The organism is Aequitasia blattaphilus, assembly GCF_024721305.1.
Taxonomy (GTDB): domain Bacteria; phylum Bacillota; class Clostridia; order Lachnospirales; family Lachnospiraceae; genus Aequitasia; species Aequitasia blattaphila.
The window spans coordinates 87,079-103,162 of the sequence record NZ_JAMXOD010000010.1; the positions used below are offsets into that span (position 1 = coordinate 87,079).

Consider the following 16,084-nt stretch of genomic DNA (forward strand, 5'->3'; position numbering starts at 1 on the left):
GGAATTCAATGGAAACAAGACATTTGATTGAGTTGGCGGTTGTGATAGGAATGGGTGTGACCGGGTTTGGATTGCGTCGTTATACCAGTACGAAGCTAAAAGATCTGGAAGGAAACAGCGTCATTAAAAAGAAAAAAGATGCGAAGGGAAACGTGATTGAGGGAACAGATGATGAAGCGAAGGAAAAGGGGCACTACCAGGAGACTTTGGATGATGGGAGTACTTCTGGGGATTCTCCCCCTGACTCTTAGAACCTTTCAAGAGGTGTATGCAGAAGCAGAGCAAAAGGCGGAGCTTACGGTTTGCCTGGAGGGAAGGGTGGAGTTGCTTGAAAAGGGAGAAGAGAAGGAAATCAAAGAAGGAGAGTTCTCCTTTTATCTCATCAGTGAGAACCCAGAGATACAATTAGAAGAGAATGAACGAAGAACAGAAGCAGGGGGGAGAATAAATCTTGGAAGCTATACAGTAAAAAAAGAAGGTGTTTATGTGTTTTTAGTAAAACAAAAGCCTGGAAATAGAAGGGGCAGTGTCTATGACCTTTCCGAGTTTCGGATTCTATTGGAGGTAGAGGAAGATAAAGAAGGGTGCTTAAGCTATCGAAAGCGGATTTTCCAAAATGGGAAAGAGGTAGAAGAGTTGGTGTTTTCCAATACCTGTCAGAAGGAAGAGGAAGTATTGGAGGTTTCTTTTGAAGAGGTTGGGAGGCCTGAGAAAAAGGGGGAAATAAAATGCCGGGGAGTGGTACGAAACATGGGAAAAGGAAGTGCCAAGGATTTACGGATGCGCTTTTACATTCCTTCTTACTGCAGCTATTTGAGCCATGTGGGAAATGGGACATATGGAGTGATTGAGCAGAAAGAACAGGTTACCTTTTACCGGGAAGTGCTGGAATCTGGAGAGGAAGAAGAGTTTTTGATTACCTTTAGGCTTCATACATGCAGGCCGAGAGACTATCAGATTAGGCCAGTGCTGTGGTATGGCACAAATGAGAGACCAGAAGAATTCTATGTAAATGATCCAAAGAATCCGGCTCATCGAGCCGAGTTTGACACATGGCAAGAAAAACAAGACTGAAAGAGAAACAGGGGATGATGCGAAAGATGATTGGAGTACTGGCAGCAGCAATGATAATCGGAATATTGGCATATGGAATACTGTTAAACCGGGGGCAGGTAGAGTGGGCCTGTGGTGCACTGGTTATACCCATGACCGCTTTTTCCGTATATGTAGCAATTCGAACCACACTGTTTGGAGGTCCTCCTTTATTGGTGGCAGTAATAGGCGTATTAGCAGTGGTGGTTCCTACCTGGGTATTTCAGGAAGCACTTAAGAAGACGGAGAGGGCGATAGAACCCCAGGAAGCAAAGACCGAGGAGGATAATCGGGAGATTTTATGCCATCAGGCAAAGGAGTATGGAGAAGTAGTGCTTCAGACTACTGGAAGCGAAGAAATAAAAGAAGTAAAAGAGGAAGAGAAACAAGACCACAGAGAGCCAGAGGAGGATTCTGTAGTTTTAGAGACCAGACGCTTAGTGGAGCGAGTTAGAAGGCAGAGAATGGAGCTTTTAAGGGAAGAGGAGAAAGAAAGAGCTCTTTATCAGAGTATGCTGGAAAAGGGAGATTATCTGTATCAGAAGGGAAGTTATCGGCTAGCCTGCCAGTTGTATGAAGAATGTAAAAGATATGCGGGAAGTGAAGAGGAGCTGGAACAGGTACAGCAGAGATTGAAGGATAAAAGGTGATGAAGGCGAAAGCCTGAATCACCTTTTAAGGTTGTGTTAAGGTTGCGGTTAGAAAGAGATAAGACTGTTCTTTTAATATATACATAGTAAGAAAGTACAAGGCTATGCAGATAGTGAAAGGAGACTGATATGGAAGAACTCATACAAATAAAAGATATGTACAAAATTTACAATCCCGGGCAGGATGAGGTAAGAGCTCTTGATGGAGTTGATTTAATCATTTGCGAGGGAGAATATGTTGCAATTATTGGACAATCAGGTTCGGGGAAATCCACCCTTATGAATATGCTGGGATGTCTGGATGTTCCCACATCAGGAGAATATTACTTACATAGGCAGAATGTTGCACAGTTGAAGGATAATGAACTGGCACATATACGGAATAAAGAAATTGGTTTTATCTTTCAAGGGTTTAACTTGATAGCAAATCTGGATGCAATGGGAAATGTGGAGCTTCCTCTTACCTATAGAGGAATTGGAAAAAGCACACGGCAAAAAATCGCAAGACAGGCACTGTACACGGTAGGTTTAGAAAAGCGAATGAGCCACAGGCCATCAGAGATGTCTGGTGGACAGCAGCAAAGAGTAGCGGTAGCAAGGGCAATTGCGGCGAAACCACCGGTTATTCTTGCAGATGAGCCTACCGGTAATCTGGATACAAAGACAACGAAGGAGATTATGACAATATTAAAAGAGCTGAATGATGCAGGACGAACCATTATTGTGATTACTCATGATGATGAGATTGCAGAGCAGGCAGATAGAGTGATTAGGCTTCAGGATGGAAAAATTATGGAAGACTATACGAACCAATAGAAGGGAGGGGTATACAGTGAAGAAAAATGAGCTGGAAAAACTGGATGTTATAGAAGAAAAAGTAAAGAAGAAAAAACTGCCGGGCTGGGTCATTGTTCCGATTATTATCATAGTGATTTTTGTGGTTATTGTAGCACAAAGAATTATGTTTGCAGGTGTTGGAGCAAGGAATAAAAGCCAAAGTCTGGATGTTATAAAGGTCACCGAAGGAACAATAAAGGAAACCTTTGAAACTTCGGGAACGGTGGACAGTGAAAGAAAAAAGACATTCTATTCACCGGTAAATGCACCGATTTCTTCTCCCCCACTTGAAGTAGGAAAAATTGTGAAGGCAGGAGAAGCTTTAGTAACTTTTGATACGAAGGATTTGGAGAAAAATAATAAGGAATCAAACCTTCAGGCATTATCTACTCAGTATTCCAATCAGGCGACCAAAGAGCAGGCAGCAAAAGCGGCAGAGGCATCAGCAAAACAGGCAGCAAAGCTAGAAGAGCAAAAGCAAGTGCTGCGGAATCAGATTGGAGAGAAGCGTACAGAAATAGCAAATATGGAAAAGGAGAGTGCAGCAGCAAGGACTGAACAGACACAAGTAATGGCGGAGCTTGAAAATGTAAAGGCTGATTTGGCTGCAAATGAAACGCAGATACTGCAGGAACAGGCAGCAAAAGAAAGTGAAGAACTAAAAGCACTGGTAGAAAAAGATACTGCTTTGGGTGAAATACACGCAGATAACGCGAAAAGAGCGGCTGATAAAATAGTTGAGCTGGAACAAGGAAAACGTGATTTGGAAGTCTATAGGGATGAGCTGAATTCAAGATTATCTACGGGTGAGGCAGAACAGATTCAAGCAGCATCAAAGGAATTGGAAGTACTGGAGACCTCTCTTTTGCAGCTGGAAGGCCAGGATCATACAGCAACGGAAGCAGGAATTACCAGTGGACAGGCAAGTCAAATGGCAGTATCGGAGGATTTGGCACGGCTTACAAATATGTCGACAGAACAGCTTTTGCAGCAGGGACGTGAGGGTATAAAGGCAGAATTTGATGGAATTATTTCAAAAGTGGAGAACCAAGGAGGAGGAATGGCTGCTCAAGGGGGGGCTTTGTTTACATTAGTGGATACAAGTGCAATTTCTGTAGGTCTGGAAGTATCTGCAAATGACTTTGCTAAGCTTATCATTGGAAATGAGGCAAGTATACGTATTGGCAAGTATAAGTATAAGGGAACCTTAGAGAAAATAGATCGCATTGCGACAAAGAATGAGAAGGGAAATGCTGTTATAGGTGCAGCAATTAAAATCATGGATGCAGATGAGAACATTTTCATAGGAGTTCCCGCAAAGGTATCTCTTACAGTAGCAAAAGAAGAGAAGGCATTGTATCTGCCGGCAGAAGTAATTAATGAAAGTAAAAGTGGAAGCTTTGTCTATGTGATTGAAGAGAATGTGGTTAAGAAGGTAAATGTTGAGACGGGAATTAATACAGGTGAAAATATAGAAATTGTAAAAGGGCTTACGAAAGATGCTCAGGTTGTACATGATACCAGTGGTTCAGTGATAGAAGGGATGAAGGCAACACCCCATCTAAGAGAAGAAATGTAGAGAGGACTGCAATATGGGACAGATTATGGAATATGTAAAAATGGCGATTTATAACATTGCATTTAATAAAGGACGCTCCTTTCTAACAATGCTTGGAATCATTATTGGGATATCCTCTGTTATTACAGTGGTATCCATTGGAAGCGGTGTAAAAGCAGCAATATTGAAAGACTCGAAAGAAAAGACGGTAACGGTTACAGTGAACCAGGATAAAAGTGCAGATACACAGATTATAACACCGGAGGATATGGTGCTTATAAAAAAGCGGTTGGGAAGTCGTATAAAGGGTGTTGCTACAACGATGCCGGTTTATGGAACAGCCTATACCAATAAGGGGAAATTTGATACGGATATAGCATTTACAACTCCAGATACAGTACGTGATCCCTATGAGAAAAAATTGATTAGAGGGTCTTACTTTACAGAGGAGGATATAAAAAACGCAGAGCTAAAGTGTGTGATTGATAAGGAAGGAGCACTATTTCTTTTTGGAAATTTGGATGTTATAGGTATGAATCTAGATGTATTGATTGATAACAAGGTTCAAAGTGTTCAGATAATAGGCATTCGTGATACAGATCCAAAGGTGATGGAAGAGAACCAACAAGCAGCAAAATTGTATGACATGAAGATGCCCCTTGATTTTGAAATGCCTTATACTTCCTATGAAGCATGGGGTGGGAACGTAGGTATCAATTATTCTTCTATTACGGCTTATTTGGCACCAGGGGAAAAAGCAAACAGAATTGGGAAGGAAATTATAAAGACATTAAATACTCTTCATACAGAAGGGGGAGAAAGTCTGTTTAAAAAGGAGAAAGGGATGGATATAACGAAATATATGACTCAGACAGTAAATACACTTACAACATTTGTGGGCTTTGTAGCTGGAATCTCTCTTTTGGTAGGAGGAATTGGAGTTATGAATATAATGTTGGTATCTGTGACGGAACGCACAAGAGAAATTGGAATTCGGAAATCCCTGGGAGCAAGAACCAACTCGATTGTCACCCAATTTCTGTTTGAATCGGCCATTATTTCTGTAATTGGTGGAATGATAGGCATTGTTTCAGGGGCGGGCATTGCAGTATTAGTATCTTCACTTAAAATAACAGGAATTTCTGCGAAATTGTCCATAGGAGCAGTGATTATCGCAACCTGTTTTTCTTGTGGAGTAGGAATTATATTTGGGATTTATCCAGCAAGAAAAGCAGCAAGGTTAAGTCCAATTGAAGCATTGAGACAAATGTAAACAAAGCAAAGTAGAGGAGAAAGCAAAAATGTTTAAACCAAACAAATTACTAAAAGTAATATCTGTTCTGATAATTCTATCAGCAGTTTTTGATACGGTAAATTTAATTATTGGAAAAATATCTTTGGATTCAATAAAAAATATAGAAGGTATTGAACAAAAAATGATTGATGCGTTGGAAGCGGGATATACGCCATTGGCAGTGAGCATGAGTATTGTTGCTATTGTAGTGGCACTTACAGCAGGCATTCTAGGGATTGCGGGGCGAGCATACCGAGTGGCATGGATTTGCATGATTGTATATATAGGAGGAGCCATGGTGAACTTTTTTCAGAATCAGGCAGCTATGGCGGAAATACAAGTGAGTTTAGCAAGTATTTTACTGAGTGCAGTGATTAGTCTTATACTTCCAATTTTATATTTATGGGGGCTTTATCAATCAAAAGACAGCTAAAAAATGCACAATCAGATAACGAAAGGAGTCCACAGATGAGTAAATTGGAAATTGTGGGGCTAACAAAAGCCTACGGAAAAAAGATTGCAAATGATCATATTAACATCTCTCTTAATTGTGGCGTGTACGGTTTATTGGGACCAAATGGTGCTGGGAAAACAACCTTGATGCGGCAAATCGTGGCTCTTACCAAGCCAACCAGTGGCGAGATTTTATATGATGGACAGAAGATAGAAGTACTGGATACGAAGTACAGGAATTTATTAGGGTATCTGCCACAGGATTTTGATGCTTACGGAAACTTTAAGATTCTGGAGTTTCTGGAGTATATGGCTGCACTCAAGGATGTCAAAGACAGCAAAGCAAAGATTAATGAATTGATGAGTTTAGTAGGATTGCAGGAAGTGAAAGGGAGAAAAATCGCAAAGCTATCAGGGGGAATGAAGAGAAGAGTAGGAATCGCACAAGCCCTGCTCAATAATCCGAAAATTTTAGTTTTGGATGAGCCGACGGCAGGTTTGGATCCCCAGGAAAGGAACCGGTTTCGAAACATGATATCCAATTTGGGAAAAGAAGCAATTGTAATATTGTCGACCCATATAATTTCGGATGTTGAGCAGGTTGCGAAAGAAATCATCATGATTAAAAATGGAAGAGTAAGAATAAAGGCCAGTGGCAAGGAACTGTTGGGGAAGATGGCTGGAAAGGTATTTGGTATAAGAGTAAAGGATGAGGAGCAGATTGCAGAGATTAATGAAAAGTACAAAATTGTTAATGTACAAAGAGGAGCAGACTATACCAATGTTCGCTTTATCAGTCACTCAAAGCCTGAAATAGTGGATGTATGGAAAGAGGAGCCTATGTTTGAAGATGTTTACATTGAATACTTCGAAAGATAATGTGAGAGGAGCTCAAAATGAATAAGTTAGTGAGGTTAGAGTTAAAGAAAGCAATAGTAAGAAAAGGAGTCTTGATAACCTGGGGAGTAGTTCTCTTTCTGGTTTGTATGATTGCAGGTGGAACTACGGTGAGTGACAGCTACTCAAGTGTATTCCAAAAAATATATCTAGTGTCGCCACTAATGGGTATTTTGATGTTTATGATTTTTTCGGAAGCTTATATTATGGAATATAAATATAGGACAGATGATTCAATTAAGACAACAAAGAAACAGAAAGAGGTAGTGATTGCCAAAAGCATTGCAAATACGATTGCAGCAAGTCTTATATGTATTTCGATATTGGCTGCTATGATGATTCGGGCTGCGTCAGCAGTAGATTTTCAAGGTCTGGACACGCCAATAAAAGAAATATGGTTTTTGGAAAATAGTGGTTCCAATATAACAGTGTTGGAAATGGCAGGAATTCAGAGTCTAACATTTATTATAGGAAGCTTTTTGTTTGCACAAATTGGTCTGTTTCTATCGAGTACAAGCAAATCAGCAGTCAAACCGTTTCTTCTGGGTGGAATCGTAATGGGAATTCCATTTCTGGGGAATATATATGGAGTTTCACAAGTATTTCCCCTCAAATTTTTACTGTATACACCTTTATATGGAATGTTCAGCTCACAGCTGATACGGTATGGAGCGCCCACGAGTGCATACGTATTTGATGGCATTTTTTCTATCACAATCGGCTATTTATTTTATCGGTTCACAATTAGGAGCTTTACGAGAAGAAGAGGTTAATCTTATGCTGAAATGGGAATTAAAAAAGATACGTAAGGAGAAAGTGATTTTTGCGATATTGGTGATACTAATCCTAAATATTTCAGTTATTACATTTCTGAAGCTGGATTATAATGATGAGAAAGAAAAAAAAGAGTATGATACAAACAGAGACAGCCTGAAGGAAATAAGCAGCCTGAAGAAGGATAAAGAACGAGACAGAAGCCTTAACGTTCTGGCAGAGGCAGCAGGTGATAAGCTGGAAAAGGATAGGACAGATTTATACGAAAATATTGATTTCTATCGGGTTTTTCATTTCAGAATAGGGAATTTACTGGTGAATGCTTCGATGGTTATAATTATTATCATTATATTTTCACAAATATATATATATGAGAGAAACTCAAAGGTTGATAGGATGATATTCTCTTCTAAAAACAAGTTTCGTGTATTGTATTCAAAGTTGGGACTGACATTTTTGATTCCTACAGGAATATATGCATTCTACATTTTGGTTATAGGAGTCATAACGGTTCTACAGTATGGACCACCCAAAGGCGGGAAGCTTCAAGCGTATAGAATGGTAGAAATGCCACTATTATTAAAAGGCAGTCCTACCATTCAGCAATATGTGTTTGCTACCGGAATGACACTAGTGGGCATGTATATATTATTAGCAGTATATGCGAGTGTGTGTTCTGCTTTAAGCAGGAGCTTGACCGGATCTATAGCAGGCTCATCTATGATTTTGTTTCTATTTAAAGTAATGACAGGACTGAAATTTCTGCCGGAGGAATTTATGAATGTTTTAAAGAATATAAATTTTGTGGATATTTTTGCAAATCCACAGATACTTGTAGGCATGGAGAAAGGATGCTTGACCGTTCTAAATAGCCATCTGGATTTGCATTATATATGCTATATGGTGTTATTTGCATTACTTGTCTTGGGTATTTTGATTCATGTTTATCTATTTCAGAAGAGGATTTAGAGAAAGAAGGAAATTTTATGGACTCTTTAATAAAGAACAAAAAAATATTAATCGTTGATGATGAGAAAGAGATTGTGAATATTTTAAGAACGGTTTTATTGAAGGAGGGATTTCGGAAAATATATGCTGCACAAGATGGAAAAACGGGACTACAAACATTTTATGATGTAAAGCCAGATCTTGTAATTCTGGATATTATGCTGCCGGATCAGGAAGGTTATGATGTATGTAAAGAAATTCGTTATAGCTCTAACATACCGATACTTTTTCTGTCAGCGAAAACAGAAGAAATAGACCGTGTATTAGGATTATCCATTGGGGCAGATGATTACATAACGAAGCCTTTCAGCCCCAGGGAGGTTACGTTAAGGGTTAAAATAAATTTGAAGAAAAATATTATAATGGACAATACAAGCAAGGAAGATTTAACTTTAAAATTTGGACCTTATAAAATTGATCAGAAAAAGGTGGAAGTGACGAAAAGAGGTGAAGTGATTCAGCTTAAGCCAAAAGAGTATAGGATGTTTCTTTTTATGGCGAACAATTTAAATCACATCATTAGTAAAGAGCAATTTTGTAATAAGGTGTGGGGAGAGGATTTTGAGGGATTTGACAATACGATTATGGTACACATAAGAAGGTTAAGGGAAAAGCTGGAAGATGATCCTTCCAATCCTCAATATATTTTAAATGTAAAGGGGCTGGGCTACAAGCTTAGTGTAAAGGATGAGGAATGAAAAAAACAAATTTAACCATTAAATATATGCTTATGACTGCATCTATTGTTCTGATTGTAACGGTAATTAATGTTGTGTGCGTGTTTCTGTTACTGATGCAGTCGAATTTGAATCATGCGTTAGTGGAGGTATTAATCGCCATACCTATTTTGGAAGGAATTGTAATTATTTATTTTGGAGCAAAGTTTTCAAGAAAGGTTACAGAGCCAATGAAGGAAGTAATAAGAGGGGTAGAGAGTCTTGAAGATGAAAATTACGAGCTTTTGGATGAAGAAGGAATTTACAGGGATGTCAAGGTGAAGCTTAATATGTTAGCCAGTAAATTAAAGCAGAATGAAATTGAAAGAAAAAAGACGGAGGAAATGAGGAACGAGTGGATATCAAATATAACCCACGACATTAAGACCCCATTGTCTTCCATCAAGGGATATGCAGAGCTTTTGGAGAGCTATTCCGATTTTACAGAGGATGAGATTAAACAATATGGAGCAGTAATCAATGAGAAGTCTGAATATATAAAGAGCTTGGTAGACGATTTGAACTTGACCATTTATTTAAAAGATGAGAACAGAAAACTATGTATGCAAAAAGCGAATTTAGTAACGGAAATAAGAAACTCCATTATTAGCATATTAAATGACCCTATATATTCTGGAAGAGAAATTGTGTTTGAAAGCAACCAGGCGGTTATTGAGGAAGAGTTTGATCGGAAGCTTTTAAAACGATTAATCAATAACATTATCTATAATGCCCTTGTCCACAACAGTGATGAGGTGAAGGTTAGTGTGGAAGTATTGAAAATGGACAGGACTCATATCATTGTAAAAGATAATGGAAGAGGAATGACCGAGAAGGATTTGGAAAACATATTTGATAAATACTATCGGGGAACCAATACCTCTGCTTCTCACAAAGGTTCAGGACTTGGAATGGCAATTGTATATAATATTGTCAAGGCTCATGGTTGGGATATTGGCATAGAAAGTGAAATAGGAAAGGGAACGAGGATTGAAATAGCTATAGAGAAATTGCATTAAAATACATACATATATTCGTCAAAATCAAACAAAAATATAATAAATGCAAAAGAAGCGTAGACAAATGGCTGTGTGATATGTATAATTATCACACGGGTTACGACTCGTTTCTGATTAATTTCTTTTATTACCTTTTAGGAAGTCACTCGTCCGTATCAGGACAATATATTAGCAGTGAACAACTAAATAGCAAATCCAAAGAGGGAGGTACAGTGTGAACAGTAAAACTCTTGCCATTTGTGATTACGAGAGTGGATATGCCAAAGCCTTTGCAGCATGTATGGGAAGGAAAAAGGAACTTGCTTTTCAAGTATATGTGTGTGATAGCCTATCTCAACTCCATGAAGTAATGGAACAGACGCAGCTTCATTTCTTGTTTGTCACAGCGGACATTCCATTGGAAGAAAGAAAAAAAATCCGTGCAAATAAAATCTTTGTGTTTACCTGCACCGGTGAGGAGAATCTCTTAGAAAACGAGATAGAGGTTTTCAAGTATCAATCTGCAGATAAAATACTGGAGATTCTATATAAACATAGTGATTTGAAGGAGCAAGGAGGTCTTTTCTTTCAGAATACGACGTCTCAAAAAAATAAAATTCTTGGTGTTTTTAGCCCAACTTCAAAGAGTGCATGCGTCACGTATGGAATGAGCCTTGCTCAAAAAAAGAGGATGGAAGGAAAAGTACTATTTGTTCCGACACACTCCTATATGGCTAATTCTTTATTTCAGAAGGAGGAAGAAAAAGGGAATCTTTCAGATGTGTTCTATTTTATGCGTCAGGAAGAAGCAGATGTTTCTGTTTTTCTTGCTACAGTTGTGAGTAAGGAAGCAGACTATGATTTTATTTATCCTTTTGAAATGGCGGAAGATATCAAGGGAATTACTGGAGAAGAGTGGAGAAAATTTGTTCAGCTTATTTTGGAGAAAAGTTTTTATGAAATATTGATTTTAGATCTTAATGAAGCCATTGCTGATCTTCCTGAACTTTTCGCTCTTTGTCATGAGATATATATTCCTCCCTCAAGTGATTGCTATCATGAAAGTTTATGTCAGAGATTTATAGAAGAATTATCGGTAATAGGCATAAAGGAAGTGAAAGAGAAGATATGCATGACGTAGAGACTCTTCATAAAGATATTTTGGCGGGAATCAACCTTTCAGAAGACATTGATGATGAGGAGCTAATTTACCGAATCTATAGTGTAATAAAAGAATATGCCAGAAATTGTTATATTTCATTAGGGGAAAGAGCACTTTTGGGAAAAGAGCTATTTAATACTTTTCGAAAGTTAGACATATTGGAAGAATTTCTTCTTGATGATGAAATAACAGAAATCATGATTAATGGAACAGAATCTATATTTTATGAGAAACACGGTCGCCTTTTCCCATCAGACCGCCGTTTCTACTCAAAAGAAAAACTAAACGATTTAATACAACAAATCGTATCTCGGGCAAATCGCCTAGTAAATGAAGCATCCCCAATTGTAGACACAAGATTAGAAGACGGTTCACGAGTCAACGTTGTCTTGCACCCAGTGGCCTTAAATGGACCAATTCTAACAATAAGAAAATTTCCGAAAGACAAAATAACAATGGATAGACTATTGACCCTTGGTTCTGTAAATCAAGAGGTGGCAGACTTTCTGATTATGTTAGTGCGTGCCAGATACAACATTTTCATTAGTGGTGGAACTGGCTCTGGAAAAACCACTTTTTTAAATGCGCTTTCACAGTTTATTCCAAGAGAAGAAAGAGTCATTGTAATAGAGGATAATGCAGAACTGGATATTATTGACATACCCAATATGGTACACATGGAGGCGAGAAATCCAAATACGGAAGGAGTTGGAGAAATTACGATAGACATGCTTATTAAGACTGCGCTTCGTCAGCGTCCAAGCAGGATTATTATTGGTGAAATCAGAGGGAAAGAGGCAATTTCGCTTTTGCAGGCGCTTAATACAGGCCATTCTGGGAGTATTAGTACGGGTCATGGAAATAATACAAAAGATATGCTAGGGCGCATTGCGACAATGGTATTGATGGGAATGGATATGCCACTACCGGCAGTGGAAAGACAAATTGCATCAGGAATTGACATACTAGTACATCTGGGAAGGATGCCGGATAAGTCCAGAAAATTGATCGAAATTTCAGAAATCACAGGGTATGAAAATAATGAAATTCAAGTGACACTGTTATATCAGTATAGAGGAGGGCAATGGATAAAGATCAATGAGATTAAGAATAAGGAAAAATTGCTTCTGGAAGGATATAACGAAGAAGGATTATCTGAGCATACTTTTGAGGTCGAGTAGCTTAGGAATACTCACATATGTCTTGTTTTACAGGAGTCCTATAGGTATAGTCTTTCTATTTCCGTTATATGTACTTTTTTTGACGAAAGAAACAGAAGAGTGTCTAAGGAAAAAAAAGAATGCTTTTAATGAACAGTTTAAAAATGCAGTTGCTGCGATAGCTTCGGGGCTATCGGTAGGCAATTCCGTTGAAAATGCGGTGGTGAGTGGAGAAAAAGAACTGAGATTGATATATGACTCAAAGGAACGAATTATTAGAGAGTTTCAGATTATGATACGTCAACTAAAGCTGCATGTTTCAATGGAGAAAATATTTGAGGATTTGGCTCTTCGAGTTCCGGAAGAGGATGTGAGAGATTTTGTGACGGTTTTTGTGACGGTTAAAAAAAGTGGAGGAAATCTTGTTGCAATTATTGCTGATACGGCACGACAAATTTCTGAAAAGCAAGAGGTAGAAAGAGAGATAGAGATACTACTTGCAGCTAAGAAATATGAGTTTAAGATTATGACAATGGTTCCGTTTCTAATTATCGGATATATGAGTTTAAGCTTTCCGGAATTTATGAAACCTCTTTATGGAAATATTTTTGGAGTAGGAGTTATGACGATATGCTTGGGTATATATACAGTTGCTTATTACATGGGATTAAAGATTATAAAAATAGAGGTATAGTCATTGTTATGTTTTTACTATTAGGAGTGGGAGCAGGTTTCTGTATCTATGAGTATTCAGGATTATCTAAACAGGCTATTACCGAAATTGAAAGAAAGGAGGTTAATCAAGGAAATAAGAAGGAAGAGGTGGATTTATTTATTGATGGACGAAAAGAAGATACACTTCAGATACTAGTGGAAGAAACAGAATATTCAAGAGAAGAAATCCAAAAAAAATTCAAAAAATACTGTAATGATATGGATACAATTATATTGGGAAAGAATGAAAGCCTGGATTATGTGACTGAGAGACTGAACTTAATACAAAAGATACCGAAAGAGCCTATTCGAATTGAATGGATACTTGACCGCTATGATGTCATAAATTATAAGGGAGAGCTCATGGAAGATAAACTTCCAGAAAAAGGAACTTTGGTTCAGCTAAAAGGAGTTCTTACCTATGAAAGAAGGCCGGAGGAACAAGCAGTCTATGAAAGGGCAGTGATGTTGTACCCAGGATATTTGAAGAAAGGCGAGAAAGATATACATGATATAAAGGAGCGAATTGTGTATGAGGAAGAAAACTCCAGAACAGAGAAGACCTTTAAACTGCCTGAAAAGAGTGATGGGAAAGTATTTGAATATCGTGTATCAAAAGAAAATCGGGGGCTATCCTTTGTGGTACTTGGACTATCGATTGGAGTCCTTCTTTTCTTTAAAACGAAACAGGATCAGAAGAATGAACAAAAAAAGAGAGAAGAGCAAATGATGAGAGACTATCCTTTTCTTGTAAATAAGATGATTTTACTTTTACAGGCAGGAATGAGCATGGGACAGGTATGGGACAAGATGGTTTTAGAATATGAAAAACAGATAAAAGTAACAGGGAATCGCTTTGTCTACGAAGAGATGAAGAAAACATGGAATCAAAGTAAGAGCGGAATGTCATTTGTAAAGAGTATTGAAGAATTTGGGCAGAGATGTAAGAAAAGCTCATATTTGAAGCTAAGCGCAATTCTAGCACAGAATTTAAGAAAAGGGAATAAGGGGTTAGTTACAATGCTGAAAGCCGAAGGAAGGCTGGCCTTTGAGGAAAGGAAGGCTCGCGCAAAACAAAAGGGGGAAGAGGCGGGAACGAAGTTGTTATTGCCGATGTTTATGATGCTGATCATTGCATTGATTATCGTAATAATTCCAGCATTTCTATCAATTCAAATCTAAATCAAGGAGGAAGGTTATGTGGAGATTACAGTATTTATGGAAGCAGCTTGTAAAAGATGAAAAAGGAATAGGTGTTGTGGAGGTGATCTTAATATTAGTGGTTTTAATTGGATTGGTTTTAATATTTAAAAGTCAACTAACTGCTTTAGTCCAAACCATTTTTGAAAAAATCACAAGTGAAAGTTCTGGTATATAGTGTATGAAAGTCAAGGGCGAGATCACGGTTTTTTTAAGTCTTATTTTTTTGATATTGATATCCTTTATTGCAGCTATGGTTGAAAGTGCATCAATACAAGTGGCAAAAAATCAAAGTAGAGAAAACATTAACATGGCAGTGGAATCTGTCTTTGGAGAATATCAAAAAAAATTATGGGATCAGTACCATATTTTTGCATTGGATTCAACCTATGAAACCGGGAATTATGATATCAGTCGTGTTAATGAGCGCATTTCCTACTATAGTGGACAGAATACTGAAATGGAAATAACGGATTTACTTCTGCTTTCGGATTATGAAAACAGACATTTTCGTAATCAGGTATTGGAATACGTGAAAGAAAAGTGGGGATATGGATATATGGAAGAATGGATTCATACAGAAAAAGAGATAATAGAAGAGGATCGAGATAGAGAGGAGTTTACGAAAGATGAAGACAGAGCCAAGAAGGAGATTCAAGAGTATCTTGAAGAAAATGAAGCAAGTATAGATGAGGATAAGAATCCAATTGAACATATTGAAGGAATAAAAAAAGGTGGCATTTTAGAGTTAGTGAAACCGAAGAATGTGCAGATATCAGAAAAAGGAGTAAAGGGAGAGGACGTCTATTCACAGCGAGATATACAAAAGGGATACGGAAATGTGAAGATAAAAGGAAATGAAGATATTGGAATTGAAAAAATTGCAATTACAGAGTATGCTCTTGATCATTTTGAATGTTTTACAAATCAGAAGGAAGGAAAGGCTCTGGAATATCAACTAGAGTATATACTTAGTGGAAAATACACAGATAGGACGAATCTGGAAGAAGTAGTCCGAAAGCTGATTTGGCTGCGTTTTACCCCGAACTATATTTACTTAAGATCTGACCAAGAGTTGATTGCGGAAGCTAGAGCCCTTGCCCTTTCGATATCTACATTGGTAGCGATTCCCCAGATGACAGAAGTCCTGACTCAGGGGATTCTATTGGCATGGGCCTATGGAGAAGGAGTGATGGACGTACGTTCTTTATTAAAGGGGGGAGGGGTTCCTATTATGAAAACGAAGGAGTCCTGGAGTCTGCAGCTAATGTCTCTGATGAAGCTGGGAACAGAAGAAGATACAATAGAATCTCCCGTTCATGAAGAGGGACTGGATTACAAAGCATACCTTAGGTTATTATTCTATCTTCAACGTCCAAAGATTGTATCGGATAGAATTTTGGATCTTATTGAAATCAATTTAAGAGATGAGGGGGCTGCATTTTTTTACGTGGATTATATGGTAGGAGGTCTGGTTATCCAGTGCACAAATAGATTTCGCCGTGGAGTTTCCTATCAGTTCCCTGTGAGCTTTTCTTATAACTAGACAAGTCTGGATGCCCTTTTGGTTA

General features: G+C 38.1%; 18 protein-coding genes. All 18 read left to right on the forward strand.

Translation table 11 applies throughout. The features are described from left to right. The first annotated feature begins 8 nt into the window (after nt 1-8). The 18 genes from NHH15_RS08405 to NHH15_RS08490 all read left to right on the forward strand — a co-directional run bounded on the left by NHH15_RS08405 (nt 9) and on the right by NHH15_RS08490 (nt 16,059). Nucleotides 9-251, forward strand: a complete 243-nt coding sequence (locus NHH15_RS08405) for a hypothetical protein (RefSeq protein WP_262066212.1) — start codon at nt 9-11, stop codon at nt 249-251. Then, nucleotides 211-1,074 carry a Spy0128 family protein gene (locus tag NHH15_RS08410; protein ID WP_262066213.1) on the forward strand — a complete coding sequence of 288 codons (864 nt, stop codon included), beginning with the start codon at nt 211-213 and terminating at the stop codon, nt 1,072-1,074. The genes NHH15_RS08405 and NHH15_RS08410 overlap by 41 nt, the downstream gene beginning before the upstream one ends. Continuing rightward, nucleotides 1,053-1,742, forward strand: coding sequence for a hypothetical protein (locus tag NHH15_RS08415; RefSeq protein ID WP_262066214.1), 690 nt, complete (start codon nt 1,053-1,055; stop codon nt 1,740-1,742). The genes NHH15_RS08410 and NHH15_RS08415 overlap by 22 nt, the downstream gene beginning before the upstream one ends. A gap of 129 nt (nt 1,743-1,871) precedes the next feature. Next, the gene (locus tag NHH15_RS08420) at nt 1,872-2,558 is read left to right on the forward strand and encodes an ABC transporter ATP-binding protein (protein WP_262066215.1); all 687 of its coding nucleotides are present in this window, start codon (nt 1,872-1,874) and stop codon (nt 2,556-2,558) included. 16 nt (nt 2,559-2,574) lie between these two features. Then, the gene (locus NHH15_RS15620; RefSeq protein ID WP_262066216.1) at nt 2,575-4,158 is read left to right on the forward strand and encodes an efflux RND transporter periplasmic adaptor subunit; all 1,584 of its coding nucleotides are present in this window, start codon (nt 2,575-2,577) and stop codon (nt 4,156-4,158) included. A gap of 13 nt (nt 4,159-4,171) precedes the next feature. Continuing rightward, on the forward strand, nt 4,172-5,410 hold the full coding sequence (locus tag NHH15_RS08430; RefSeq protein ID WP_262066217.1) for an ABC transporter permease: 1,239 nt from the start codon (nt 4,172-4,174) through the stop codon (nt 5,408-5,410). 28 nt (nt 5,411-5,438) lie between these two features. Next, nucleotides 5,439-5,864 carry a hypothetical protein gene (locus NHH15_RS08435; protein ID WP_262066218.1) on the forward strand — a complete coding sequence of 142 codons (426 nt, stop codon included), beginning with the start codon at nt 5,439-5,441 and terminating at the stop codon, nt 5,862-5,864. 35 nt (nt 5,865-5,899) lie between these two features. Next, nucleotides 5,900-6,763 carry an ABC transporter ATP-binding protein gene (locus NHH15_RS08440; RefSeq protein WP_262066219.1) on the forward strand — a complete coding sequence of 288 codons (864 nt, stop codon included), beginning with the start codon at nt 5,900-5,902 and terminating at the stop codon, nt 6,761-6,763. 17 nt (nt 6,764-6,780) lie between these two features. Beyond that, a complete protein-coding gene (locus tag NHH15_RS08445) occupies nt 6,781-7,554 on the forward strand; it encodes a hypothetical protein (RefSeq protein ID WP_262066220.1) in 774 nt (257 codons plus the stop codon). Between the two features lie 4 nt (nt 7,555-7,558). Then, nucleotides 7,559-8,524, forward strand: coding sequence for a hypothetical protein (locus NHH15_RS08450; RefSeq protein ID WP_262066221.1), 966 nt, complete (start codon nt 7,559-7,561; stop codon nt 8,522-8,524). A 17-nt stretch (nt 8,525-8,541) separates the two neighbouring features. Further along, nucleotides 8,542-9,261 carry a response regulator transcription factor gene (locus NHH15_RS08455; RefSeq protein WP_262066222.1) on the forward strand — a complete coding sequence of 240 codons (720 nt, stop codon included), beginning with the start codon at nt 8,542-8,544 and terminating at the stop codon, nt 9,259-9,261. After that, a complete protein-coding gene (locus NHH15_RS08460; protein WP_262066223.1) occupies nt 9,258-10,298 on the forward strand; it encodes a sensor histidine kinase in 1,041 nt (346 codons plus the stop codon). Before NHH15_RS08455 ends, NHH15_RS08460 begins: the two co-directional genes overlap by 4 nt. Before the next feature lie 214 nt (nt 10,299-10,512). Continuing rightward, nucleotides 10,513-11,418, forward strand: coding sequence for a P-loop NTPase family protein (locus NHH15_RS08465; RefSeq protein ID WP_262066224.1), 906 nt, complete (start codon nt 10,513-10,515; stop codon nt 11,416-11,418). Next, entirely contained in the window at nt 11,406-12,620 is a 1,215-nt protein-coding gene (locus NHH15_RS08470) for a CpaF family protein (RefSeq protein ID WP_262066245.1), read from the forward strand. Before NHH15_RS08465 ends, NHH15_RS08470 begins: the two co-directional genes overlap by 13 nt. A 79-nt stretch (nt 12,621-12,699) precedes the next feature. Next, a complete protein-coding gene (locus NHH15_RS08475; protein ID WP_262066225.1) occupies nt 12,700-13,293 on the forward strand; it encodes a type II secretion system F family protein in 594 nt (197 codons plus the stop codon). A gap of 8 nt (nt 13,294-13,301) precedes the next feature. Beyond that, nucleotides 13,302-14,495 carry a type II secretion system F family protein gene (locus NHH15_RS08480; RefSeq protein WP_262066226.1) on the forward strand — a complete coding sequence of 398 codons (1,194 nt, stop codon included), beginning with the start codon at nt 13,302-13,304 and terminating at the stop codon, nt 14,493-14,495. A gap of 16 nt (nt 14,496-14,511) precedes the next feature. After that, nucleotides 14,512-14,691: a Flp1 family type IVb pilin gene (locus NHH15_RS08485; protein WP_262066227.1), complete on the forward strand. Its 180-nt coding sequence runs from the start codon at nt 14,512-14,514 to the stop codon at nt 14,689-14,691. Nucleotides 14,692-14,694: 3 nt separating this feature from the next. Next, nucleotides 14,695-16,059 carry a DUF5702 domain-containing protein gene (locus NHH15_RS08490; protein ID WP_262066228.1) on the forward strand — a complete coding sequence of 455 codons (1,365 nt, stop codon included), beginning with the start codon at nt 14,695-14,697 and terminating at the stop codon, nt 16,057-16,059. The last annotated feature ends 25 nt before the right edge of the window (nt 16,060-16,084 follow it).

What these genes read in the sequence shown, in the direction of transcription:
- NHH15_RS08405 (WP_262066212.1), top strand. Translation starts at nt 9, where the DNA reads ATGGAAACAAGACATTTGATTGAGTTGGCGGTTGTGATAGGAATGGGT.
- NHH15_RS08410 (WP_262066213.1), top strand. Translation starts at nt 211, where the DNA reads ATGATGGGAGTACTTCTGGGGATTCTCCCCCTGACTCTTAGAACCTTT.
- NHH15_RS08415 (WP_262066214.1), top strand. Translation starts at nt 1,053, where the DNA reads ATGGCAAGAAAAACAAGACTGAAAGAGAAACAGGGGATGATGCGAAAG.
- NHH15_RS08420 (WP_262066215.1), top strand. Translation starts at nt 1,872, where the DNA reads ATGGAAGAACTCATACAAATAAAAGATATGTACAAAATTTACAATCCC.
- NHH15_RS08430 (WP_262066217.1), top strand. Translation starts at nt 4,172, where the DNA reads ATGGGACAGATTATGGAATATGTAAAAATGGCGATTTATAACATTGCA.
- NHH15_RS08435 (WP_262066218.1), top strand. Translation starts at nt 5,439, where the DNA reads ATGTTTAAACCAAACAAATTACTAAAAGTAATATCTGTTCTGATAATT.
- NHH15_RS08440 (WP_262066219.1), top strand. Translation starts at nt 5,900, where the DNA reads ATGAGTAAATTGGAAATTGTGGGGCTAACAAAAGCCTACGGAAAAAAG.
- NHH15_RS08445 (WP_262066220.1), top strand. Translation starts at nt 6,781, where the DNA reads ATGAATAAGTTAGTGAGGTTAGAGTTAAAGAAAGCAATAGTAAGAAAA.
- NHH15_RS08450 (WP_262066221.1), top strand. Translation starts at nt 7,559, where the DNA reads ATGCTGAAATGGGAATTAAAAAAGATACGTAAGGAGAAAGTGATTTTT.
- NHH15_RS08455 (WP_262066222.1), top strand. Translation starts at nt 8,542, where the DNA reads ATGGACTCTTTAATAAAGAACAAAAAAATATTAATCGTTGATGATGAG.
- NHH15_RS08460 (WP_262066223.1), top strand. Translation starts at nt 9,258, where the DNA reads ATGAAAAAAACAAATTTAACCATTAAATATATGCTTATGACTGCATCT.
- NHH15_RS08470 (WP_262066245.1), top strand. Translation starts at nt 11,406, where the DNA reads ATGCATGACGTAGAGACTCTTCATAAAGATATTTTGGCGGGAATCAAC.
- NHH15_RS08480 (WP_262066226.1), top strand. Translation starts at nt 13,302, where the DNA reads ATGTTTTTACTATTAGGAGTGGGAGCAGGTTTCTGTATCTATGAGTAT.
- NHH15_RS08485 (WP_262066227.1), top strand. Translation starts at nt 14,512, where the DNA reads ATGTGGAGATTACAGTATTTATGGAAGCAGCTTGTAAAAGATGAAAAA.
- NHH15_RS08490 (WP_262066228.1), top strand. Translation starts at nt 14,695, where the DNA reads ATGAAAGTCAAGGGCGAGATCACGGTTTTTTTAAGTCTTATTTTTTTG.